Genomic DNA, 19,479 nt, shown 5'->3' with positions numbered 1-19,479 from the left:
GTCATTCCAGACCCCGGGGCTTGCGCGGTGCGCAAATGTTGCACGATCACCCGCACCATTGCCATTGATTACTGCCCCACCGCCAGACACTTTCATTTATGGCAGCGGGCAAACAGCGCGGGCGAATTGTCAGGAACACTTTGTGAAAATTTCGTGCAACGCATATCTGGAAACACAATATAGATACAAAACAAAACGCCCCGACTTGTTCGGGGCGTTTCGCTGAACGCGGGCCGATTACTTCTCGGCGCGTTCTTTCAAAGCTTTGAGGGTGTTGAACGGAGCATCGACGACAAATTTGTTGGCAACCATTGCTGGCACGCTGCCACCTGGTTCGGTGTGCACTTGATAAGTGACTTCAACCTGGTCGCCCTTCGGTACGAACTTCCAGAAGCCTCTGACCTGCTGCACGCGGACAAAGCCTTTTTCTTCAGGAGCGTACGTCGGCAGACCTTTGAGGTTGCGGGTCAAGCTGCCGTCGGCGCCTTCGACGGTGGTGACTTCGATCACCGAGTCACGCGGGGTGACTGGCCAAGGGGTGTTGAACTGGGTGTAGGTCCAGCTCTTGTCGCCTTCGTGCTTGAGCAGTTTCTGGGTTTTGCACTCGTGAATCCAGGCGCAGGCGCCGGAGACGTCTTCCTGCAGTGCGCGCAGTTTGGCAACGGTGGTTTTCATCAGCGCAACGCCTTGGTAGGACTTGTAGTCCGAGCCCGGCACTTCACTCAGGGAAACCTTGATGCCGTCCTCGTTCTTGGCGACTTTCCAGTCTTCAGCCTGGGCGACGGACGTGGCCAGCACAGCGGTCAAACCACACAACACAGCGATACGATGCAGCGAACCCATAGTCTTATTCCTTATTGTTGAAGTTCCGTTCGTTTGACACATCACGCCGCCGTCATCTGCTCCCACCAGCCGATCAATCTGATCGCTTCTTCCGAGCTGCTGCCACAGACTTCGACATCCGCTGCGAAGCCGGAACAGACTGCCGGGCGCTCAGGGCGGCCGAAAATGCTGCACAGGTTTTCGACCGAGAGCTGCACGCAACGTTCGCCGGCAGGTTTGCCATCAGGCATGCCGGGAATCGGCGAACTGATCGATGGGGCAATGCAGCAAGCGCCACAGCCTTCACGGCATTTCATGACGAACAATTCCTCGCGACGGGCGATGTGTAAAAGGGACGCGGAACAGAGTAACCGCTAAAACGGCTGTTTCAAATTCCCGGAACCGGGGTTTTCACCGATAACTGAATGTGACTGACCAGTCTCCGACAAAGCGTCTGGTCTGCGGGTCACAGATGGTCTGGATTTACTGTTTGAATTCGAAATCCAGTGCTGCGCCTTCGACTTCGCGGCGCTCTTCGTTACGCAGCTGCAACTGCATTTCATTGCTGAGCAAGCGGCCGTTGAGCTGGAATCCGTTGTTTTTCTCGCCAAACATCTGCGGCAGGATCGGCTCGCGCTTGGGCAACTCAACCGTGCCTTTGGGCTTCAACTCCTGAACCATGTCCTTGGGCAGGCTCAGATCGAGTCTGGCCGGCGGCAATTTGGTTTTCACCACTTCGCTGGCGGGTTTTGATTTCGAGGCGACCGGCTTACGCTTCTTGATGACTTTTTGCTGGGTTTTCTTCGCCGTAGCGGCTTTCTGCACAGGTGGATTTTTTTTCGCGGGGCTCGTCGCAGCCGGTTTTTCCTGAACCGCAGCGGCCACGGCGCCAGGCGCATGACCGATCATCAGCAAACCCAACAAAACCCAAGCAGCAGGAAAAATCGCTTTCATGGACCCAACGACACTAACGGCAGAGGGCCATATGCTCGCTTGTTGGGCGCCACAAGACAAGCATCAGCCAGCGCTCGTTCAGAATCCGCCAGCAGTTTCCTGACACAGTTGCGTCGCCAGCATCCCCAGGGTCATCAGCGCCCGCTCCGCCTCGCGGTTCCACGGAATCCCGCAGTTGAGGCGGATACAGTGGTTGAACTGCTCGGTATTACTGAAGATCAGTCCCGGCGCAATGCTGATGCCCTGCTGCAACGCACGCACATGCAATTCTTGCGTATTGACCCTCCCCGGCAAGCTCACCCAAAGGATGAAACCGCCCGTGGGCCGGGTCATTTGCGTGCCTTCGGGGAAGTACTGCTGCACCGCCAACTGGAAGGCGCTGAGGTTTTTCCGGTATTCCTGGCGGATGTACCGTAAATGCCGGTCATAACCGCCGTTTTCCAGATAGGCGGCAATCGCCATTTGCGTCACGCTGCACGCCGAGTGGGTGCTGAAGGTCTGCAAGCGCTGGATTTCCTGCTGGTACTTGCCGGCGATCATCCAGCCGATGCGCACACCGGGTGACAGGGTCTTGGAGAAGCTTGAACAGTAGATCACCCGGTCCAGTCGGTCATAAGCCTTGAGCGCTTTGGTTTTGCCTTGCTCGAACATCAGTTCGCCGTAGATATCATCTTCGACAATCTGGATGTCGAAATCCGAAGCCAACCGCAGCAACTGCTTCTGCCGCTCTTCGGGCATGGTGCCGCCCAGCGGATTGCTCAGGCGCGTGGTCAGCACCAGCGCTTTGATCGACCATTGGTTGGCAGCCAGTTGCAGAGCCTCGAGGCTCATGCCGGTGGCGGGATCGCTCGGAATCTCGATAACTTTCAGGCCGAGCAGATCGGCCAGTTGCAGCAAACCGTAATAGGTTGGCGATTCGGCGGCGATCAGATCACCAGGCCGGGTCAGTACGCGCAACGACATCTGCAAGGCGTCGACACAACCGTGGGTGATCACCACTTCCGACGGATCGACCACCACACCGGCGTCGCGCATGCGGATCGCCACTTGCCGGCGCAGCGGCTCAAAACCGGGGCTGAACATGTAGCTGAAAGCACGCGGACTATGGAAGCGGGTGACCTTGGCCAGTTGCTGATGCAGTGCGCGCACCGGCAGGTAATCGACACTCGGCACGGCCGCACCCAGCGGGAACACGCCTTCGCGGCGTGATTCGACCAGAACCTGTTGAATGATGCTGCTGCGGGTGACCAGCCCTGGCCGTTCGACCCGGGCAATGTCCGGCGTCGGCGCAGTCAGCGCGGGGGTCTGATGCACGTAATAACCGGACTGCGGGCGCGCCCGAATCAAGCCCTGATCTTCGAGATTGGCGTAAGCCTGCAACACCGTCGCATGGCTGACGTTGAGCTGCGAACTCATCTTGCGCACCGAAGGCACGCGCTCCCCCGGTTGATAGACACCACGGCGGATGTCTTCGGCCAGTTGCTGAGCAATACGTTGGTAGAGCAAGAGATTGGTCATGACGCAGCACTCGATTTCACGGGCATTTTATTCTTGTGTGAAACAATACCGGAACAGTTTGGAAGTGTACTGGGACAGTTGCTACATTACTCGACCATACAGTGCGGTGTCTGCCCCTGACTGTACTGATTTGTGGGCCATTCGACAGACGTAAAAAAGCCCGGCACTGCATGACAGCCCGGGCTTTCCAGAGACGCTACCCTTAACGGGCGGCGCCGAGCTGGCCTTTTTCATCGGAGAAGACAATCTCAACCCGACGATTCTGTGCCCGTCCGCGCTCGGAAGCGTTGGCGTCCACCGGGTATTCGTCCCCGTAACCTTCGACCTGAATGCGTTTGTCGTCGATGCCCAGATCCATCAACACGTCGGCGACCGATTGCGCGCGGTCACGAGACAGCTTGAGGTTTTCCTGTTTGCCGCCGGTGCTGTCGGTGTAGCCCTCGATGCGCACCACGCGTTTCGGGTTCAGTTGCAGGAACTGCACGATTTTCAGGACGACACGGTTGGCCGAGTTTTTCAGCTCCGCTTCACCGGTATCGAACAGCACGTCGCCGAGCGTCATAACCAGACCCCGGTCAGTCTGCGTGGTGGCCAGTGCTACGATCTGTTCTTCCAGCCATTTGCCCTGTTGCTGCACGCTGAGCAACTTCGATTCACGCAAGGCCAGTTGCAAGCGCTGGCGATCCAGTTCCAGTTTCGCCGCGCGCTCTTCGTTGAGCACCTGATTGGTGTGCTCGCGGGCGATTTCGCTGTAGCGCTGGCTCAGGTAGGCGTAATGCACCACGTCCGAACCGCTGCCCCAATAGGTCGACAGGCGATCGGCACGGGCCAGCGACTCACCGGCGCGGATCACGTCTTTCGGCGCGATGCGCAGCACATTGGAGTCTTCCTTGACCTTCTGGAAATCGGCACTGGCTTCTTGCAGCGCGGATTCGCTGTGCTGGCCGGCGCAGCCGTACAGGCTGACACACCCGGCGAGGATCAGGCCGCCGAGAAGTTTCGACTTGAGGCTCATTGGGCATCTCCCAGTTGCTTGCGCAGTCGGACGATACGGGTGTTCAGCACATTCAGCTGTTCTTGACTTTTTTGCGTCAGCACTTTGGCTTCGGCCAGACGTGCATCCAGTTCAGCCTGTTCCGAACGCATGCGTGCGTTGCGGTAGGACTCGTCAGCCATGTTGCCTTTGGCGCGGTTGTATTTGGTTTCGGCCAGTTTCATTTCCGGCACTTCGTCGGCGGTGGCGCCAACAGCTTTGGCCTGGGTGATGGCTTGCTCGGTCAGGCGCATTTGTTCATTGGGTGCCGGATCGGTTGCGCAACCGGCCAGAGCCAGAACGGCCACAGCCGCGAAAAGAGGTCGAATACTCACTAAGAATCCCTACTGTTTTGGGGCACTGACAGGTGGTTGCGGCTGTTGCTGCTGCGCCTTCCAGCGCTCGATATTGCGTTGCAGCGCGGCTTCCGTCAGTCCGGACGCGGGCAATTCTGTCATCTTTTTGGCTAGCTGTCCGCGCAACCACGGATCGTTGCACGCCGAGTTATGCGAAACCGCGAGGAACAGGCCCGGGCGGTCGATGGGTTGCTCGAACGCCAGCAGATCATTGGCCATACCCAACGCCTGCGCGCCGGCCATGCCCGAGTAGCGCCCGGCGAGTACATATTCGACTTCACCGAGAAGCAATTTCTGCAGGGCCTGGGTGAGGTTGGCTGTCTTGGTCAGGGTCAGATTCTGCTCGGCGAAAGTGCCGAATGCCTGGGTGATTCGAGACTTTTCCGACAACGCGCCCGCGTGGCCGTGCAGGTCTTTGGCTTCGCTGTAGACCAGTGTCGAGCCTTTGCGTGTCCACACCAGATAGTCGTTTTGCAGCAATGGCGGATAGACGTAATCGAGGTTTTCCAGCTCAGTGAATGTCAGCGGCGCGTCGGCGAGCATGTCCATGCGCCCACTACGTACTTCGTCGAGGGCTTGCGAGCGTTTGCCGGCGTAAAGCAACTCGACCTTGATGCCGAGATCTTTGGCGACTTGTTGCAACAGGTCGGCGCTGGCGCCGATCAACTGCTTGGGATTCTGCGGGTCCTGCCACAGATACGGCGGTGCATCCGGGCTGCCGGTGACGACGAGGCGTTCGCATTTGCCGGCGGCCATCGCCAGCCCCGGCAACAGGGCCAATCCCAACAACCATCCGCAACGCAGATCCATGGCAAAACGCTCCCACTCAAATCCAAGACAAAAAAAAGCCCGACCAAAAGGTCGGGCTCTTTATAAGTGAAGCCGCTGGATTAGACCAGCTTCTCCAGCTCAGGTACTGCTTCGAACAGATCCGCCACGAGACCGTAATCGGCCACCTGGAAGATCGGCGCTTCTTCGTCCTTGTTGATCGCAACGATCACTTTGGAGTCTTTCATGCCGGCCAAGTGCTGGATCGCGCCGGAGATACCGACGGCGATGTACAGCTGTGGCGCAACGATCTTGCCGGTCTGACCGACCTGCATGTCGTTCGGTACGAAACCTGCGTCGACCGCGGCGCGCGAAGCACCGACGGCAGCGCCCAGCTTGTCGGCCAGGGCGTACAGGTGTTTGAAGTTGTCGCCGTTCTGCATGCCGCGGCCGCCGGAAACGACGATCTTGGCAGCGGTCAGTTCCGGACGGTCGGACTTGGCCAGCTCCTCGCCAACGAAGCTCGAAGTGCCCGCGTTGTGCGCAGCAGCGACGGCTTCAACAGCAGCCGAACCACCTTCAGCAGCAACCGGGTCGAAACCGGTGGCACGCACGGTGATCACTTTGATTGGCGCGGTCGACTGTACGGTAGCGATGGCGTTACCGGCGTAGATCGGACGCTTGAAAGTGTCAGCGCTTTCGACCGAGATGATCTCGGAGATCTGGTCAACGTCCAGCTGCGCAGCAACGCGCGGCAGGATGTTTTTGCCGTTGGAGGTAGCGGCAGCCAGGATGTGGCTGTAGCCAGCGCCCAGCTCTGCAACCAGAGGAGCAACGTTTTCCGGCAACTGATGCGCGTAAGCGGCATTGTCAGCGTTGAGGACTTTGCTCACGCCAGCGATTTTCGCAGCGGCTTCCGCCACGGCGCCAGCGCCCTGACCTGCAACCAGAACGTGGATGTCGCCGCCGATTTTGGCAGCAGCAGCCACGGTGTTCAGTGTGGCCGGGGCCAACACTTTATTGTCGTGTTCAGCGATTACCAAGATAGTCATGGTCAGATTACCTTCGCTTCGTTTTTCAGTTTCTCGACCAGTTCAGCCACCGACTTGACCTTGATGCCTGCGCTGCGTGCCGCCGGCGCTTCGACTTTCAGGGTCTTGTTGGTGGAGGCGGTGGAAACGCCCAAAGCGTCCGGAGTCAGCACTTCAAGAGGCTTCTTCTTGGCTTTCATGATGTTTGGCAGAGACGCATAGCGCGGCTCGTTCAAACGCAGGTCAGTGGTGACGATTGCCGGCAGTTTCAGCGAAACAGTCTGCGCGCCGCCGTCGATTTCGCGAGTCACGGCAACGCTGTCGCCAGAGACTTCGACTTTCGAGGCGAACGTGCCCTGACCGTAGCCGCTCAGTGCCGCGAGCATCTGGCCGGTCTGGTTGTTGTCGCTGTCGATGGCCTGTTTGCCGAGGATCACCAGCTGCGGCTGTTCCTTGTCGACCACAGCCTTGAGCAGCTTGGCCACGGCGAGCGAGGTCAGATCTTCAGCGGATTCGACGAGGATCGCACGGTCAGCACCCAGAGCCAGTGCGGTACGCAGCTGCTCCTGAGCGGTGGTCGGGCCGATGGAGACGACGACGATTTCAGTCGCAACACCTTTCTCTTTCAGGCGTACGGCTTCTTCCACTGCGATTTCGCAGAACGGGTTCATCGACATCTTGACGTTGGCGAGATCGACGCCGGAATTGTCCGCCTTGACGCGAACCTTGACGTTGTAATCCACAACGCGTTTGACAGCTACAAGAACCTTCATGGATTCCTCGTTACTCTCCGGTGAAAAGAAAGTCGCCTAGGCGAACCTGGCGGTTGATGCTCATCAGGCTAAAAGGGCACCTCTAAAAACGCCGACCGGGGTGCGAGGTGATTGCACGGCGTTGAGGGGTGCGACCGTTCGTCAGTGGTGACCGACAAGTCATTGATCCTCACGCGGTGTAAACTGCGCGCCAGACTGCGCTGCGCATCACCTTCTATTTGCCTGTGCCCTGTCTTTAGACGTGCTCTTGAAACCACCAGTCTGCCTACGACGAGCGCAAAACCGCCCGTATCTTGACCGGAACGCCTATTCCGGTCAATACAGCAAAATGACCATTCATAAGCCGCGCTTCTTTGATTTCTCTGGGCTGGAGCCAATTCAAACAAACGTTTGTATTGGACGCTAGGAGTGGTGTAGATATAATGCGCCGCCTAGAGAGAAAGGTCTGTTCTCCAATATTCCCCTTGACGTTAACGTAAAGGAATAGCGGATGCGACATCAAACCTCCAAATTAGAAAAAAAACTGTTGAGCCTTGAGTAGGAGATAGCCTGTGGAACGCGAATACATGGAATTCGACGTGGTCATCGTCGGTGCCGGCCCCGCTGGCCTGTCCGCCGCCTGCCGTCTGAAGCAGAAGGCCGCCGAAGCCGGTAAGGAAATCAGCGTCTGCGTGGTCGAAAAAGGCTCCGAAGTCGGCGCACATATCCTGTCCGGTGCCGTGTTCGAACCACGCGCTCTGAACGAACTGTTCCCGGACTGGAAGGAACTCGGCGCGCCGCTGAACACGCCAGTCACCCGCGACGATATTTTCGTGCTGAAAAACGCCGAAAACGCGCAGAAGATTCCAGACTTCTTTGTGCCCAAGACCATGCACAACGAAGGTAACTACATCATCTCCCTCGGCAACCTGTGCCGCTGGCTGGCTCAGCAGGCCGAGAACCTTGGCGTAGAAATCTACCCGGGGTTCGCTGCTCAGGAAGCGCTGATCGACGAGCAAGGCGTGGTGCGCGGGATCATCACCGGTGATCTGGGCGTCGACCGCGAAGGCAACCCGAAAGAAGGCCTGTACACCCCGGGCATGGAACTGCGTGGCAAATACACGCTGTTCGCCGAAGGCTGCCGTGGCCACATCGGCAAGCAACTGATCAAGCGCTACAACCTCGACAGCGATGCCGACGCCCAGCACTACGGCATCGGTCTGAAAGAAATCTGGGAAATCGATCCGGCCAAACATCAGCCAGGTCTGGTGGTGCACACCGCCGGCTGGCCGCTGGACATCATGGGCACCGAAAACACCGGCGGCTCGTTCCTTTATCACCTGGAAAACAATCAGGTGGTGGTCGGTCTGATCGTTGACCTGTCCTACAGCAACACCTACCTGTCGCCGTTCGACGAGTTCCAGCGCCTCAAGCATCACCCGGTGCTGGCTCAGTATCTGGAAGGCGGCAAGCGCATCAGCTACGGCGCCCGTGCGATCTGCAAAGGTGGCCTGAACTCGCTGCCGAAAATGGTCTTCAAGGGCGGCGCGCTGATCGGTTGCGACCTCGGCACCCTGAACTTCGCCAAGATCAAAGGCAGCCACACCGCGATGAAGTCGGGCATGCTCGCCGCTGAATCGGTGGCTGATGCACTGTTCGCGGAAAAGGACGGCACTGAAGAACTGACCACTTATGTGGACGCGTTCAAGAAGAGCTGGCTCTACGACGAACTGTTCGCCAGCCGTAACTTCGGCCCGGCGATCCACAAGTTCGGCGCCATCGTCGGCGGCGGTTTCAACTGGCTGGACCAGAACATCTTCGGCGGCAAACTGCCGTTCACCCTGCACGACACCAAGCCGGACTACGCTTGCCTCAAGCTCGCGGCCGACTGCAAGAAGATCGACTATCCGAAGCCGGACGGCAAACTCAGCTTCGACAAACTCAGCTCGGTGTTCATCTCCGGTACCAACCACGAAGAAGAACAGCCGTGCCACCTGAAGCTGACCGACCCGAGCATCCCGATCAGCAAGAACCTGCCGCTGTACGACGAACCGGCACAGCGCTACTGCCCGGCCGGCGTGTACGAAGTGATCACCAAGGAAGACGGCGAGAAGCGCTTCCAGATCAACGCCCAGAACTGCGTGCACTGCAAGACCTGTGACATCAAGGACCCTTCGCAGAACATCACTTGGGTCACGCCGGAAGGCGCTGGCGGCCCGACTTATCCGAACATGTAAGTCGAACCGCTGAACATCAAGGCTCCCGAATCGGGGGCCTTTTTGTTGCCCAAAATTCCTCTGACACCACAAAACTACTGTGGGAGTTATCATCGAATCAGGCGGCGCGCTCGTCACCCGGGCTGCGTTCGAAGTAGCGCTTATACTCGCGGCTGAACTGCGACGTACTCTGATACCCCACCCGATGCGCCACCTGCGCCACACCCAGCCCTTCCGCCACCAGCAACGTCTGCGCCTTCAATAACCGCAAACGCTTCAGATACTGCACCGGCGACAACAACGTGCTGCGTTTGAAGTGTTCATGGAATGTCGACACGCTCATATTCGCGCAACCGGCCAGCGTCTCCACGTTCAACGGCTCGGTGTAATGCGCATGCAGATGACTGATCGATGCCGCCACCCGGGCGAACTGCCCCTGCTGCTCAACCAGCGCGCGCAACACATCCGCTTGTGGCCCACGCAACGCGACGAATAACAACTCGCGCACCCGCGCCGGCCCGAGAATCTGGCATTCCAGCGGATCGTGCAGGCAACTGAGCAAACGTTCGACACAGCCACGCATATCATCGTCGAGCACCACCGAGGTCATCGACTCCGGTGTCTGTGCCGGAATATGCCGCCCCGGCGCCAGCCCCATGGCCAGCACCAGCTCACCGAGCAACACCCGATCAATCGCCACCGACACGCCGAGCAACGGCGCATCCGGCAAGGCGAAGGTCTCACATTCGAACGGCACCGGCAGCGCCTGAATCAGGTAATGCCCGGCACCGTATTCCATGGTGCGCGGCCCGAGAAACGCCAGTTTGCTGCCCTGGGCGATGATCATCAGGCTCGGCTCATAAATGTGCGGGCCACGGGCGACGTCGCAACTGGCGCGCAACACTTGCACACCGGGCAGCCCGGTCCGACTGTAACCATCGCGTAGCGCCAGCGGTTCGATCAGCGAAACCAGCCGGGCATTGGCATCAAGATGACGGGTCAATTGCATCGAATTGCTCTTCACAAAAAATCACGAAAACAAGGGATGAAAGCATCATCGCAGATCCTTTTGCCAATGCGACCGATCACCCCCGTATGCCGGAGGATTAGGCATGAGACCCGGAGGAATCGTCATGGTCGGACCGACAGTCGGCGCCCAGAATGCGCCGCCTCACTTGTTCCTGCTTTTGCGAGGTTTCACATGTACACAGCCATCGGTTATGCCGCCCAATCGGCCACCACCCCCCTCGCCCCGATGAAGTTCGAACGTCGCAGCCCGCGCGCCGACGACGTCGCCATCGAAATTCTTTACTGCGGCGTTTGCCACTCCGACATCCACCAGGCGCGCAACGAATGGGGCATCGCCGTTTACCCGCTGATGCCCGGCCATGAGATCGTCGGAAAAGTCACCGCGGTCGGTGCGAATGTCACCCAGCACAAAGTCGGCGATCTGGTCGGCGTCGGCTGCATGGTCGACTCCTGCCGCACCTGCGAAGCCTGCCAGTCGAACCTTGAGCAATATTGCCTCGAAGGCCCGACCATGACCTACGCCACCCCGGATCGTGTCGATGGTAGCAACACCATGGGCGGTTATTCGGACAGCATCGTCGTCAGCGAGCATTTCGTCGTACGCATTCCGGAAAAACTGGCGTTAGCCAGCGCCGCGCCAATCCTCTGCGCCGGTATCACCACCTACTCGCCGCTCAAGCACTACGGTGTGAAAGCGGGCGACAAAGTCGGGATTCTCGGCATGGGCGGCCTCGGCCACATGGGCATCAAATTCGCCAAGGCCATGGGCGCCGAAGTCACGCTATTCACCCGCTCGGCGAGCAAGGCTGAAGAAGGTCGCCGTCAGGGTGCCGATCACGTGATCGTTTCCACCGACGGCGAGCAGATGAAAGCCGCTGCCGGTTACTTCGACTTCCTGCTCGACACCATTCCGGTGCAGCACGATCTCAACCCGTACCTCGACACCCTGCGCTTCGACGGCGTGCACATTCTGGTCGGTCTGATCGAACCGATCGATCCACCGGTCCACGCTGGCAAACTGGTGATGAGCCGCCGCGTATTGGCCGGCTCGTTGATTGGTGGCGTTGCTGAAACCCAGGAAGTGCTGGATTTCTGCGCAGAACACAACATCACCTGCGACATCGAAATGCTCGACATCCGCCAGATCAATGAGGCTTATGCGCGCATGATCGCTGGCGACGTGAAGTACCGTTTCGTCATCGACATGGCGACCCTCAAGGTTTAAATCTTTAGACCGAGTTCCGCCGATAGCCGGGCTGTGACCCCTTTGATCAGGGGAATCAGCTCGGCCATTTTTTCCAGCGGCATGTACGGCACGGTGCTGGCGATACTGATTGCCGCCACAATGCCCTTGCTCGCATCGCGAATCGGCGCCGCCACGCAGCGGATCGACGGTTCGTTGTCCTCCAGATCGAACGCGTAGCCACCGGCGACGTATTCGGTCATGCGCTGCTCAAGCTGTTCCCACGACTGTTGGGGATGCTGCGGCCAGAACTGACTTTTCCCACCTGCCGGCAGGCTGATGTCGTACAGACGTTGCCAATCTTTCGGCGAGTCATCGAGCATCAACGCCTTACCGATACCGGTGCGTGCCAGCGGCATGCGATGGCCGACCCGCGAGCGCATTTCCGGGCCGTTGCGCCCCGGATTTTTCAGCAGATACAGCACCTCATCGCCTTCACGAATGCCTAAGTGCACAGTGTCGCCGGTCAATGCCGACAACTCGTCCAGGTAGGGTGCGGCCAAGGTCACCAGCGGCAATTCTTCGCGCGCCTGGAAACCCAGTTCGATCAGCTTCGGCCCGAGCAGATAACCGACTTGCGGCACCACGCGCAGGTAGCGCTCGTCGACCAGGCAACTGGCCAGACGATGGGTGGTGCTGCGCGTGGTGCCGATCAGCCGGGCAATCTCCTTGAGATCGCGGGCGCCGCTGGCCACCGCTTGCACCACACCCAAGCCACGTAACAGCGTCTGGGTGCCGGTGGGCGCGGCGTCCTTGGTTTTTTCCGGAGCGTCTTCCTGCATATCCAGCCTTTTACCGTTGAGCGAAGGAACGGGCGGCATTATGGTCGCCCGACGCAGACCACTACAACTCGATACGCTCGACCTTGCCGACCAGCAGCACGTAGGACAAAGCGCCGATCAGTGCGAGAACCGCGATATAGGTGATCGCCGGCGCGAAGGAATCGCCGCTGGCAAGAAAGCCGATAACGATCGGCGTGGCAATCGCCGACAGGTTGCCGATGAAGTTGAACACCCCGCCCGTCAGCCCGAGCAAACGCGCCGGCGCCAACGTCGACACCAGCGACCAGGTGATCGAGGCCAGACCGTTGCCGAAGAACGCCAGCGCCAGAAAGGCAATCACCAGGGGCGTCGACTCAACGAAGTTGGCACCGATGATCGAGGTGGAAATCAGCAGCCCGCCAATGATCGGCAACTTGCGCGCAAAGCCAACGGTGTAGCCGCGACGGATCAAGAAGTCGGAAAAGAACCCCGAACACAACACGCCAACGAACGCTGCGAGAAACGGCAGCGACGCCAACAGGCCGGACTTGATGAAGTCCATGCCGCGATACTTCACCAGATAAGTCGGGAACCACGTCAGGAAAAACCACAGCGTCGAGTTCAGGCAGAACTGGCCAAGGTAGATGCCCCACAACTTGCGTTTGGTCAGCACGATGCCCAAGTCGGTCCAGCTGAACTTGGCTTTGACCTTGGCCGACTCTTGTTGAATATCGACCAGACCACCGCCCTCGCGGATCAAGTCGATTTCCGCTTCGTTGGCGCCTTTGAAATCCCGTGGCTCGCGATACACCGCGTACCAGATCGCTGCCCAAATGATGCCCACCGCGCCGGTCGCGACAAAGACCATGTGCCAGCCGAATTCGTGTTGCAGCCAGGCCAGCACCGGGGTCAAAAATGCCAGGCCGACGAACTGACCCGAGGTGTAGAAACCGATGGCCGTGGCGCGTTCACGCTCGGGGAACCAAGTAGTGACCACGCGACTGTTGATTGGATACGCCGGGGCTTCCAGTGCACCGACCGCCATGCGCAAGACAAACAACGCGATGAAACTGGCGGCGAAACCAAGCATCACTGTGGCCAGCGACCACAGCAGCAACGCGACGCTGTAAAGAATGCGCGGCGGCACACGATCGACCAGCCAGCCGCCGGGGATCTGCATGGCGGCGTAGGTCCAGCCGAACGCAGAGAAGATCAGGCCGACGTGAATCGGATCGATGCCCAACTCACTGGTCAGCGCCGGCGCGGCAATCGACAGGTTGCTGCGGTCGAGGTAGTTGATGACCACGGTGATAAACAGCAACACCATGATGAAAAACCGCTTGCGGCTAGGCGTGACTAAAGACGCCTGCCCGGTGAGGGTTTGCGGTTGCATGAGAGATGCCTCTTCTTATGTTTATTGAGGTCATGACGCAAATCTCCCATCCATGTGGAGATTAAAACCTGTGGGAGCGACGGTGCGACGATTCGACCTGCTCGCGAAGGCGTCGGATCAGTCACATCGATGTCGGATGTGACATAGCATTCGCGAGCAGGCTCGCTCCCACAGGGGGCACAGGTGATTCAGCGACTCACCACTCGGCAAAGCTGCCATCGGCATGGCGCCAGATCGGGTTACGCCAGCGATGCCCGACTGCTGCGCGCTCGATCACGTATTCCTCGTTGATCTCGATGCCCAGACCCGGCCCGTTCGGAATCTTCACAAAACCTTTGTCGTAATCGAACACCCGTGGATCTTTCACATAGTCGAGCAAGTCGTTGCTCTCGTTGTAATGGATGCCCAGGCTCTGCTCCTGGATAAACGCGTTGTAACAAGCAGCGTCCAGTTGCAAACACGCCGCCAGCGCAATCGGCCCCAGCGGGCAGTGCAGCGCCAGTGCCACATCGTAGGCCTCGGCCATGTTGGCGATCTTGCGGGTTTCGGTGATGCCGCCCGCGTGGGAGGCATCCGGCTGGATGATGTCGACGTAACCTTCGCTCAACACGCGTTTAAAGTCCCAACGCGAGAACAGCCGCTCACCGAGGGCAATCGGCGTGCTGGTCAGCGGTGCCAGTTCTTTCAAGGCCTCGTAGTTTTCGCTGAGCACCGGCTCTTCGATAAACATCAGTTTGTACGGATCGAGCTCCTTCATCAGCACCTTGGCCATCGGCTTGTGCACGCGGCCATGGAAGTCGACACCGATGCCGACGTTCGGCCCGACCGCATCACGCACAGCGGCAACGTTGGCCAGCGCCAGATCGACTTTTTCGAAAGTATCGAGGAACTGCAACTCTTCGGTGCCGTTCATCTTTACCGCAGTGAAACCACGGCTCACCGCCTCTTTCGCCGCACGTGCGGTGTCGGCCGGACGGTCACCGCCAATCCACGAATACACGCGAATCTTGTCACGCACCTGACCGCCGAGCAGATCGCTGACCGACACCCCGAGCGCCTTGCCCTTGATGTCCCACAGCGCCTGATCGATACCGGCCAGCGCACTCATGTGAATCGCGCCGCCCCGGTAGAAGCCACCGCGATAGAGCACGGTCCAGATGTCTTCGATGTTGCGTGGGTCTTTGCCGATCAGGTAGTCGGACAATTCTTCGACGGCGGCCGCGACGGTGTGCGCGCGGCCTTCGACCACGGGTTCACCCCAACCGGTCACGCCTTCATCGGTTTCGACTTTGAGGAAACACCAGCGCGGCGGCACGATGAAGGTGGTGAGTTTGGTGATTTTCATCTTTTTGTCTCTCTTGTAGATGCAGCGCACACAGCGCCAAAAAGTCTTAGCGAAGGGCCTTCCAAGCAGCCACGTAGGCCTTGGCGTTCACCGCCACTTGCTCTGGTGTCATGCCCGGTTTGAACAAGCCGGAACCGAGGCCGAAACCTTTTACACCGGCATCGATAAACGCCTGCATGTTGTCCGGAGTGATACCGCCGACCGGCGCCAGCACCGTCCCCGCCGGCAACACCGCAAGCCAGGCTTTGACGACCGCCGGGCCCATCTGCTCGGCCGGGAACAACTTGAGAATGTCCGCGCCCTCCTCCAGCGCCGCGAAGGCTTCAGTGGGCGTGGCGACACCCGGCGATAAGTACAGCCCCGCCGCTTTTGCCGCGCGCAAGACCTTGGCGTCGCTGTGCGGCATGACGATCACTTGGCCGCCGGCTTCTTTCACCAACGCGACCTGTTCCGGGGTCAACACCGTGCCGGCACCGATCAGGCAATCGGCGGGCAGGGCCTTGCGCAGGATGCGGATACTTTCGTAAGGCGAAGGGGAATTGAGCGGTACTTCGATGACGCGAAATCCGGCCGCATACAGGACTTCTCCGACAGCGGCGGCTTCCTGCGGATGCAGGCCACGCAGAATCGCGATCAGACCGTTTTGCGCCAATGCTTGCTTGAGCATGTCAGGCCTCCAGTCAGGGTTAACGGGATGAGGAATCAATCAGTCCGGCAGCCAGCGCCAGTTGCCACAAGCCACGCTCGGTGGCCTGCTCGGCCAGCGTCACGTTGGCGAAACCACAGGCGTCGAGGGCACGGCGGTAGCGCGCACACAGTTGCGCGTTGCCGATGAGGATGATCGAAGGGAGATTCGGGTTGTCGCGGCGACGGCGTTGAGCGCTGGCCAGTGCTGCCAATTCATGGCCGATCATCAGACCGGACAAATAATCCGCCTGCGCTGTCGGGCTCAGTTCACCGGTCAGGCCCAGGGTGCGGGCACTGAACAACGTCGACAGCACGCCCAGCTCGCCGTCCGCCGACTGCGCAACCTGCACGCCCCGGTCAAACGCCAGAGCATCGAACGTCGCGCCTTGCTTCAGGGTCCGGCCGAGAATGCTGTGCTCACTGAGCACGGCGAACACTTCGCCGGTCATGAAGGTATCGAAATGAGTGATGCAGCCATCGACCACGTCGACCCATTTCGAATGACTGCCCGGTAGGCCGATCAACAGATCAGCGCCCGCCTCAACCGGCAGATTCTGCAGGACGCCAAGGACCTGGGTTTCTTCGCCGCGCATCACGTTCGGCAGACGAGAACGCTGAATCACGCCTGGCACGATATGCACCACGGTGCCGCGCAGACTGATCACTGTTTGTAGGGATTTTCCGAGATTGGCGACGTTCGCCGGCGTCTCGCAGTAGGCCGCTTCACGCCAGCCCTGCGCACTGCCGACCATGCCGCAAGCGATCACCGGCAGATCCGGCTGCGCCTCGAGCCAGTCGCCGCACGCCTCGTCGAACGCCAGTTCAAAACCATCGGCGCATTCGCGACCGTTGATGTTTCGCGGGGTCTTGGGCAACTGCATGATCCCGGACGACAGCGCGCGCTGCTCCAGCACCACACCGTCCGCCGCGAGTTTGTAAGCACGTAATGAGGTCGTCCCCCAGTCGAGCGCGATCAATTGCGCCAGCATCGCTTCACCTGTTTTGTTTTTGGCAGTGAGTGCGACGGACTATAGACCTCTCAGACGTGAAATCTCAATATGTAATTTTGCATCCCACATTATGGGATAAAGCAATCATTGCACGCGCTGCTGTTCAATGACGTGTACGAGGTCAGTTGCTGGAATCAGCATTGACTCCGAATAGTATCCCCCGAATGAGTAAGCTGAGGTAAACACTCTGCAAGAGACGGCGTTACGTTCATTTAATAATGCCAGCAGTTCTTCCGCGCTCATGAAAACATTTGAAACGCCCTCATCCTCCTTTCTCACTGCGGACAATCTAGACGTATAAATATGGTCTAAACCAGACTTATCGGCGTCAACCTCAACAAGATTACCAACAAAATAATTAGTCAATTTATCGGAGCTTTCAAATTCAAGCTCTTTATCCAGAGAGCAAAACAATGTTTCACCCAACTGCGTTTCTCCCGTCGCATCCTTAAAAAAATTCAACACATCGGTCTTCGAACTAAAGCGAACACTCCAAGACAAACTATCGCCCCCTGTAGCGACAGAAATGAATTCAATCTCGGTATCAGGAAGAATCGGCCGCTTGGCACAAGAACTACATAGAAGCATCGTCAGCACAATAAATAGTCGTATCATTTTTTCGATTCCAAATATTGAGTCACTCGCTCATAAACTATATCGCACGCAGACTTTCCACTTTGAAGTTTGGAGGCGAACAGCATACCTGCTTGCCGGTGATTCGCACTGACCGCCTCATTCATATTCGGTCCAGATGTCATGATCCAGCGCTCTCCCAAACTGGCAACAGTATCTGAATCGTCTTTTTCCTTGGGGGATGCCAATATATTTATCCAGTAATCTGCCACGGGCTTTGGCGTCGTAAAATAGATATCAGAGAACATCCATACACCTGTACCACCGCCAACAGGATCGAGTGTTACCAACATCTTGACTGTATAACCTCGTTCTTTCAAAATCGAGGTCAAATGTGCACCATTCCAACCCCCAAGGCTATGACCAACAATCACAAGATAAACCGTCTTATCACCTTTTAACGGGCGTATTACATACTTCTCGATATCCTTCTCACCGCGAACATCCTTATAGCTTATATAAGGTAAATTAACGTCGAGCTTTTGTTCCGGAGACAGTCTGTTCGACAACTGATTCCACGCATTTTGCACATTATGATGAGGAGGTTCATTCTGATAATACTCCTCTTTATCCCCAGCACCGCCAATAAAGAAAACGGCTACCTTTTTCACTTTGACAGTAACTTGCTTGACGCTCTGGTCAGTCTTGCAGGTCAACTCATGGCCAGCCACTTCAGTTTTGCAGTCTCTGAGTGCAGGATTTTCGACTTCCATTTCGATCACTCTACAAACAATTTAATAGTTTCAGCCAAGTGAGAACTCACCATATGGGTAAAGCCCTGCTCATTGGTGATGCCATGTTCTATGCGCCCATCACCTCGCTGGATCGCATACGGATGATCGGGGATAGGCTCGCCAGTCGCCTCGTTAACCACTTGCAACCTGTCCGTAAAATGCACCGGCATCGGCAACAGCCCACTAAACGCTGCCCCACCGCCGCTCTGGCCAATAATCACCGTCCCCGACCCACCGACCACGACATTGCCGTGGCCTCCGGTGCTATCGAGCGTGGCCGCGTTCAGGCCGTTGATGAATACGGTGCCGGAAACCGCTCCGGTAATCGGGCTGCCACACGCCGACTTATCGGTCATGCGCGCGGCGGCGAGGCCGTCGAAGAAGACGTTCGGCGAGCCGGAGGCAATCGGGTTGGTGCCATGGCCTGGCAATGGGCAGGCGGTCGGGTCGGTGACGCGTGCAGCGGGTTTACCACTCAATTCAAAGCTCCTTGCTTCAGGGGTTCCGGGTGCGGCTGATGAATATCGATGTCGGTCGCGGCGAAGCGCCAGCGGTTATCGACGGGGTCGAACAGGGCGTGGCAATGCTCACGGCTGTCGGGTGATGCGGCGGTTTGCAGGTGTTGCCAGGCTTCGTCGGTTTGCCAGGCCAGTTCAGCCGGCGAGGCGTCGTCGAGTTCGTTGAGCCAGGCGTTGTAGTGGCGCAGATGATTACGCTCATAAGTCGATTGCAGCAGTTCGGCCATTTGTGCGCCGAGATCGAGATAATGCTGGGCCGTCCACTGGCCGATCTCGGAATAGACGTGCCAGCCCATCGGCATCAACCCGCCGCCCCTGAGCAGCGAATGCCCGGCAGGGGCGACGAAACCACAGCAAATGTGCAGCGTCAGCCAGCCTTGATGGGCGTCGATAAACGCCGTCGGATCGAAGGTGCGCAGCGGTATCACGCGGTACTCGGCGAGCCCGGCGCTGCGGGTCATCAACTCGGCATCAAGGCGTGACACGAACGCACGAATGGCGCTGCCGCCCGTACGATTTGTCATGCACAGAATGTCGACCGGTTGGCGCTGGGGGTTGTCGCTCAAGCCTGAGTTTTTCACCAGGCCATACAGACGCATTGACGCCCGTAGTCCGCTCATCGCCGGTCACCCGTTGACGCAGCGAAGGCTCCACGGGCGTGGAGAAGTTGTGCCAG

The 19,479-nt window shown here is 58.4% G+C and carries 21 protein-coding genes; 2 read left to right on the top strand and 19 right to left on the bottom strand.

Features of this window, described 5'->3' with window-relative positions; genetic code table 11:
- Positions 1-237 precede the first annotated feature (237 nt).
- From ACI514_RS03715 to ACI514_RS03675, 9 genes are all read right to left on the bottom strand, one after another.
- Positions 238-843 carry an START domain-containing protein gene (locus tag ACI514_RS03715; RefSeq protein ID WP_405123100.1) on the bottom strand — a complete coding sequence of 202 codons (606 nt, stop codon included), beginning with the start codon at positions 841-843 and terminating at the stop codon, positions 238-240.
- Between the two features lie 41 nt (positions 844-884).
- A complete protein-coding gene (locus ACI514_RS03710) occupies positions 885-1,139 on the bottom strand; it encodes a YkgJ family cysteine cluster protein (RefSeq protein WP_007908349.1) in 255 nt (84 codons plus the stop codon).
- A 166-nt stretch (positions 1,140-1,305) separates the two neighbouring features.
- Positions 1,306-1,776, bottom strand: a complete 471-nt coding sequence (locus ACI514_RS03705) for a translation initiation factor 2 (protein WP_160058982.1) — start codon at positions 1,774-1,776, stop codon at positions 1,306-1,308.
- 78 nt (positions 1,777-1,854) lie between these two features.
- Positions 1,855-3,294, bottom strand: coding sequence for a PLP-dependent aminotransferase family protein (locus tag ACI514_RS03700; RefSeq protein ID WP_007908347.1), 1,440 nt, complete (start codon positions 3,292-3,294; stop codon positions 1,855-1,857).
- Positions 3,295-3,496: 202 nt separating this feature from the next.
- The gene (locus ACI514_RS03695; protein ID WP_405123099.1) at positions 3,497-4,309 is read right to left on the bottom strand and encodes an OmpA family protein; all 813 of its coding nucleotides are present in this window, start codon (positions 4,307-4,309) and stop codon (positions 3,497-3,499) included.
- Positions 4,306-4,662, bottom strand: a complete 357-nt coding sequence (locus tag ACI514_RS03690; RefSeq protein ID WP_174244473.1) for a DUF4398 domain-containing protein — start codon at positions 4,660-4,662, stop codon at positions 4,306-4,308. Before ACI514_RS03690 ends, ACI514_RS03695 begins: the two co-directional genes overlap by 4 nt.
- A gap of 9 nt (positions 4,663-4,671) precedes the next feature.
- Positions 4,672-5,493 (bottom strand): substrate-binding periplasmic protein, encoded by an 822-nt coding sequence (locus tag ACI514_RS03685; RefSeq protein WP_405123098.1) that lies wholly within the window; start codon positions 5,491-5,493, stop codon positions 4,672-4,674.
- Positions 5,494-5,573: 80 nt separating this feature from the next.
- Positions 5,574-6,503 (bottom strand): electron transfer flavoprotein subunit alpha/FixB family protein, encoded by a 930-nt coding sequence (locus ACI514_RS03680; RefSeq protein ID WP_127929312.1) that lies wholly within the window; start codon positions 6,501-6,503, stop codon positions 5,574-5,576.
- Between the two features lie 2 nt (positions 6,504-6,505).
- A complete protein-coding gene (locus ACI514_RS03675; RefSeq protein ID WP_007908338.1) occupies positions 6,506-7,255 on the bottom strand; it encodes an electron transfer flavoprotein subunit beta/FixA family protein in 750 nt (249 codons plus the stop codon).
- Between the two features lie 551 nt (positions 7,256-7,806).
- Here ACI514_RS03675 and ACI514_RS03670 point away from each other — a divergent pair.
- A complete protein-coding gene (locus tag ACI514_RS03670) occupies positions 7,807-9,471 on the top strand; it encodes an electron transfer flavoprotein-ubiquinone oxidoreductase (protein ID WP_016985998.1) in 1,665 nt (554 codons plus the stop codon).
- 97 nt (positions 9,472-9,568) lie between these two features.
- Here the strand turns inward: ACI514_RS03670 and ACI514_RS03665 are convergent, their stop codons facing one another.
- The gene (locus ACI514_RS03665; RefSeq protein ID WP_160058985.1) at positions 9,569-10,459 is read right to left on the bottom strand and encodes an AraC family transcriptional regulator; all 891 of its coding nucleotides are present in this window, start codon (positions 10,457-10,459) and stop codon (positions 9,569-9,571) included.
- Between the two features lie 192 nt (positions 10,460-10,651).
- Between ACI514_RS03665 and ACI514_RS03660 the strand changes: the two genes are divergently transcribed.
- A complete protein-coding gene (locus ACI514_RS03660) occupies positions 10,652-11,704 on the top strand; it encodes an NAD(P)-dependent alcohol dehydrogenase (protein WP_160058986.1) in 1,053 nt (350 codons plus the stop codon).
- Here ACI514_RS03660 and ACI514_RS03655 read toward each other — a convergent pair.
- From ACI514_RS03655 to ACI514_RS03615, 9 genes are all read right to left on the bottom strand, one after another.
- The gene (locus ACI514_RS03655; RefSeq protein ID WP_158960093.1) at positions 11,701-12,504 is read right to left on the bottom strand and encodes an IclR family transcriptional regulator; all 804 of its coding nucleotides are present in this window, start codon (positions 12,502-12,504) and stop codon (positions 11,701-11,703) included. The two genes, ACI514_RS03660 and ACI514_RS03655, sit on opposite strands and share 4 nt — an antisense overlap.
- A gap of 61 nt (positions 12,505-12,565) precedes the next feature.
- Positions 12,566-13,876 (bottom strand): MFS transporter, encoded by a 1,311-nt coding sequence (locus ACI514_RS03650; RefSeq protein WP_116030469.1) that lies wholly within the window; start codon positions 13,874-13,876, stop codon positions 12,566-12,568.
- Positions 13,877-14,072: 196 nt separating this feature from the next.
- Entirely contained in the window at positions 14,073-15,221 is a 1,149-nt protein-coding gene (gene dgoD / locus ACI514_RS03645) for a galactonate dehydratase (RefSeq protein ID WP_007908327.1), read from the bottom strand.
- Between the two features lie 46 nt (positions 15,222-15,267).
- A complete protein-coding gene (locus ACI514_RS03640) occupies positions 15,268-15,888 on the bottom strand; it encodes a 2-dehydro-3-deoxy-6-phosphogalactonate aldolase (protein WP_405123097.1) in 621 nt (206 codons plus the stop codon).
- Between the two features lie 19 nt (positions 15,889-15,907).
- On the bottom strand, positions 15,908-16,897 hold the full coding sequence (locus ACI514_RS03635) for a 2-dehydro-3-deoxygalactonokinase (protein ID WP_405123096.1): 990 nt from the start codon (positions 16,895-16,897) through the stop codon (positions 15,908-15,910).
- 105 nt (positions 16,898-17,002) lie between these two features.
- Entirely contained in the window at positions 17,003-17,533 is a 531-nt protein-coding gene (locus ACI514_RS03630; RefSeq protein ID WP_405123095.1) for a hypothetical protein, read from the bottom strand.
- Positions 17,530-18,264 (bottom strand): alpha/beta hydrolase, encoded by a 735-nt coding sequence (locus tag ACI514_RS03625; RefSeq protein ID WP_405123094.1) that lies wholly within the window; start codon positions 18,262-18,264, stop codon positions 17,530-17,532. The genes ACI514_RS03630 and ACI514_RS03625 overlap by 4 nt, the downstream gene beginning before the upstream one ends.
- 5 nt (positions 18,265-18,269) lie before the next feature.
- The gene (locus ACI514_RS03620; RefSeq protein WP_016986005.1) at positions 18,270-18,764 is read right to left on the bottom strand and encodes a PAAR domain-containing protein; all 495 of its coding nucleotides are present in this window, start codon (positions 18,762-18,764) and stop codon (positions 18,270-18,272) included.
- Positions 18,761-19,423: a hypothetical protein gene (locus ACI514_RS03615; RefSeq protein WP_405123093.1), complete on the bottom strand. Its 663-nt coding sequence runs from the start codon at positions 19,421-19,423 to the stop codon at positions 18,761-18,763. The genes ACI514_RS03620 and ACI514_RS03615 overlap by 4 nt, the downstream gene beginning before the upstream one ends.
- Positions 19,424-19,479 lie beyond the last annotated feature (56 nt).

Origin of the sequence: Pseudomonas sp. M20 (genome assembly GCF_045037865.1) — a bacterium.
GTDB lineage: Bacteria > Pseudomonadota > Gammaproteobacteria > Pseudomonadales > Pseudomonadaceae > Aquipseudomonas.
The sequence above is the reverse complement of the archived record's forward strand: the minus strand, read 5'-3'. Positions and strand labels throughout refer to the sequence as shown.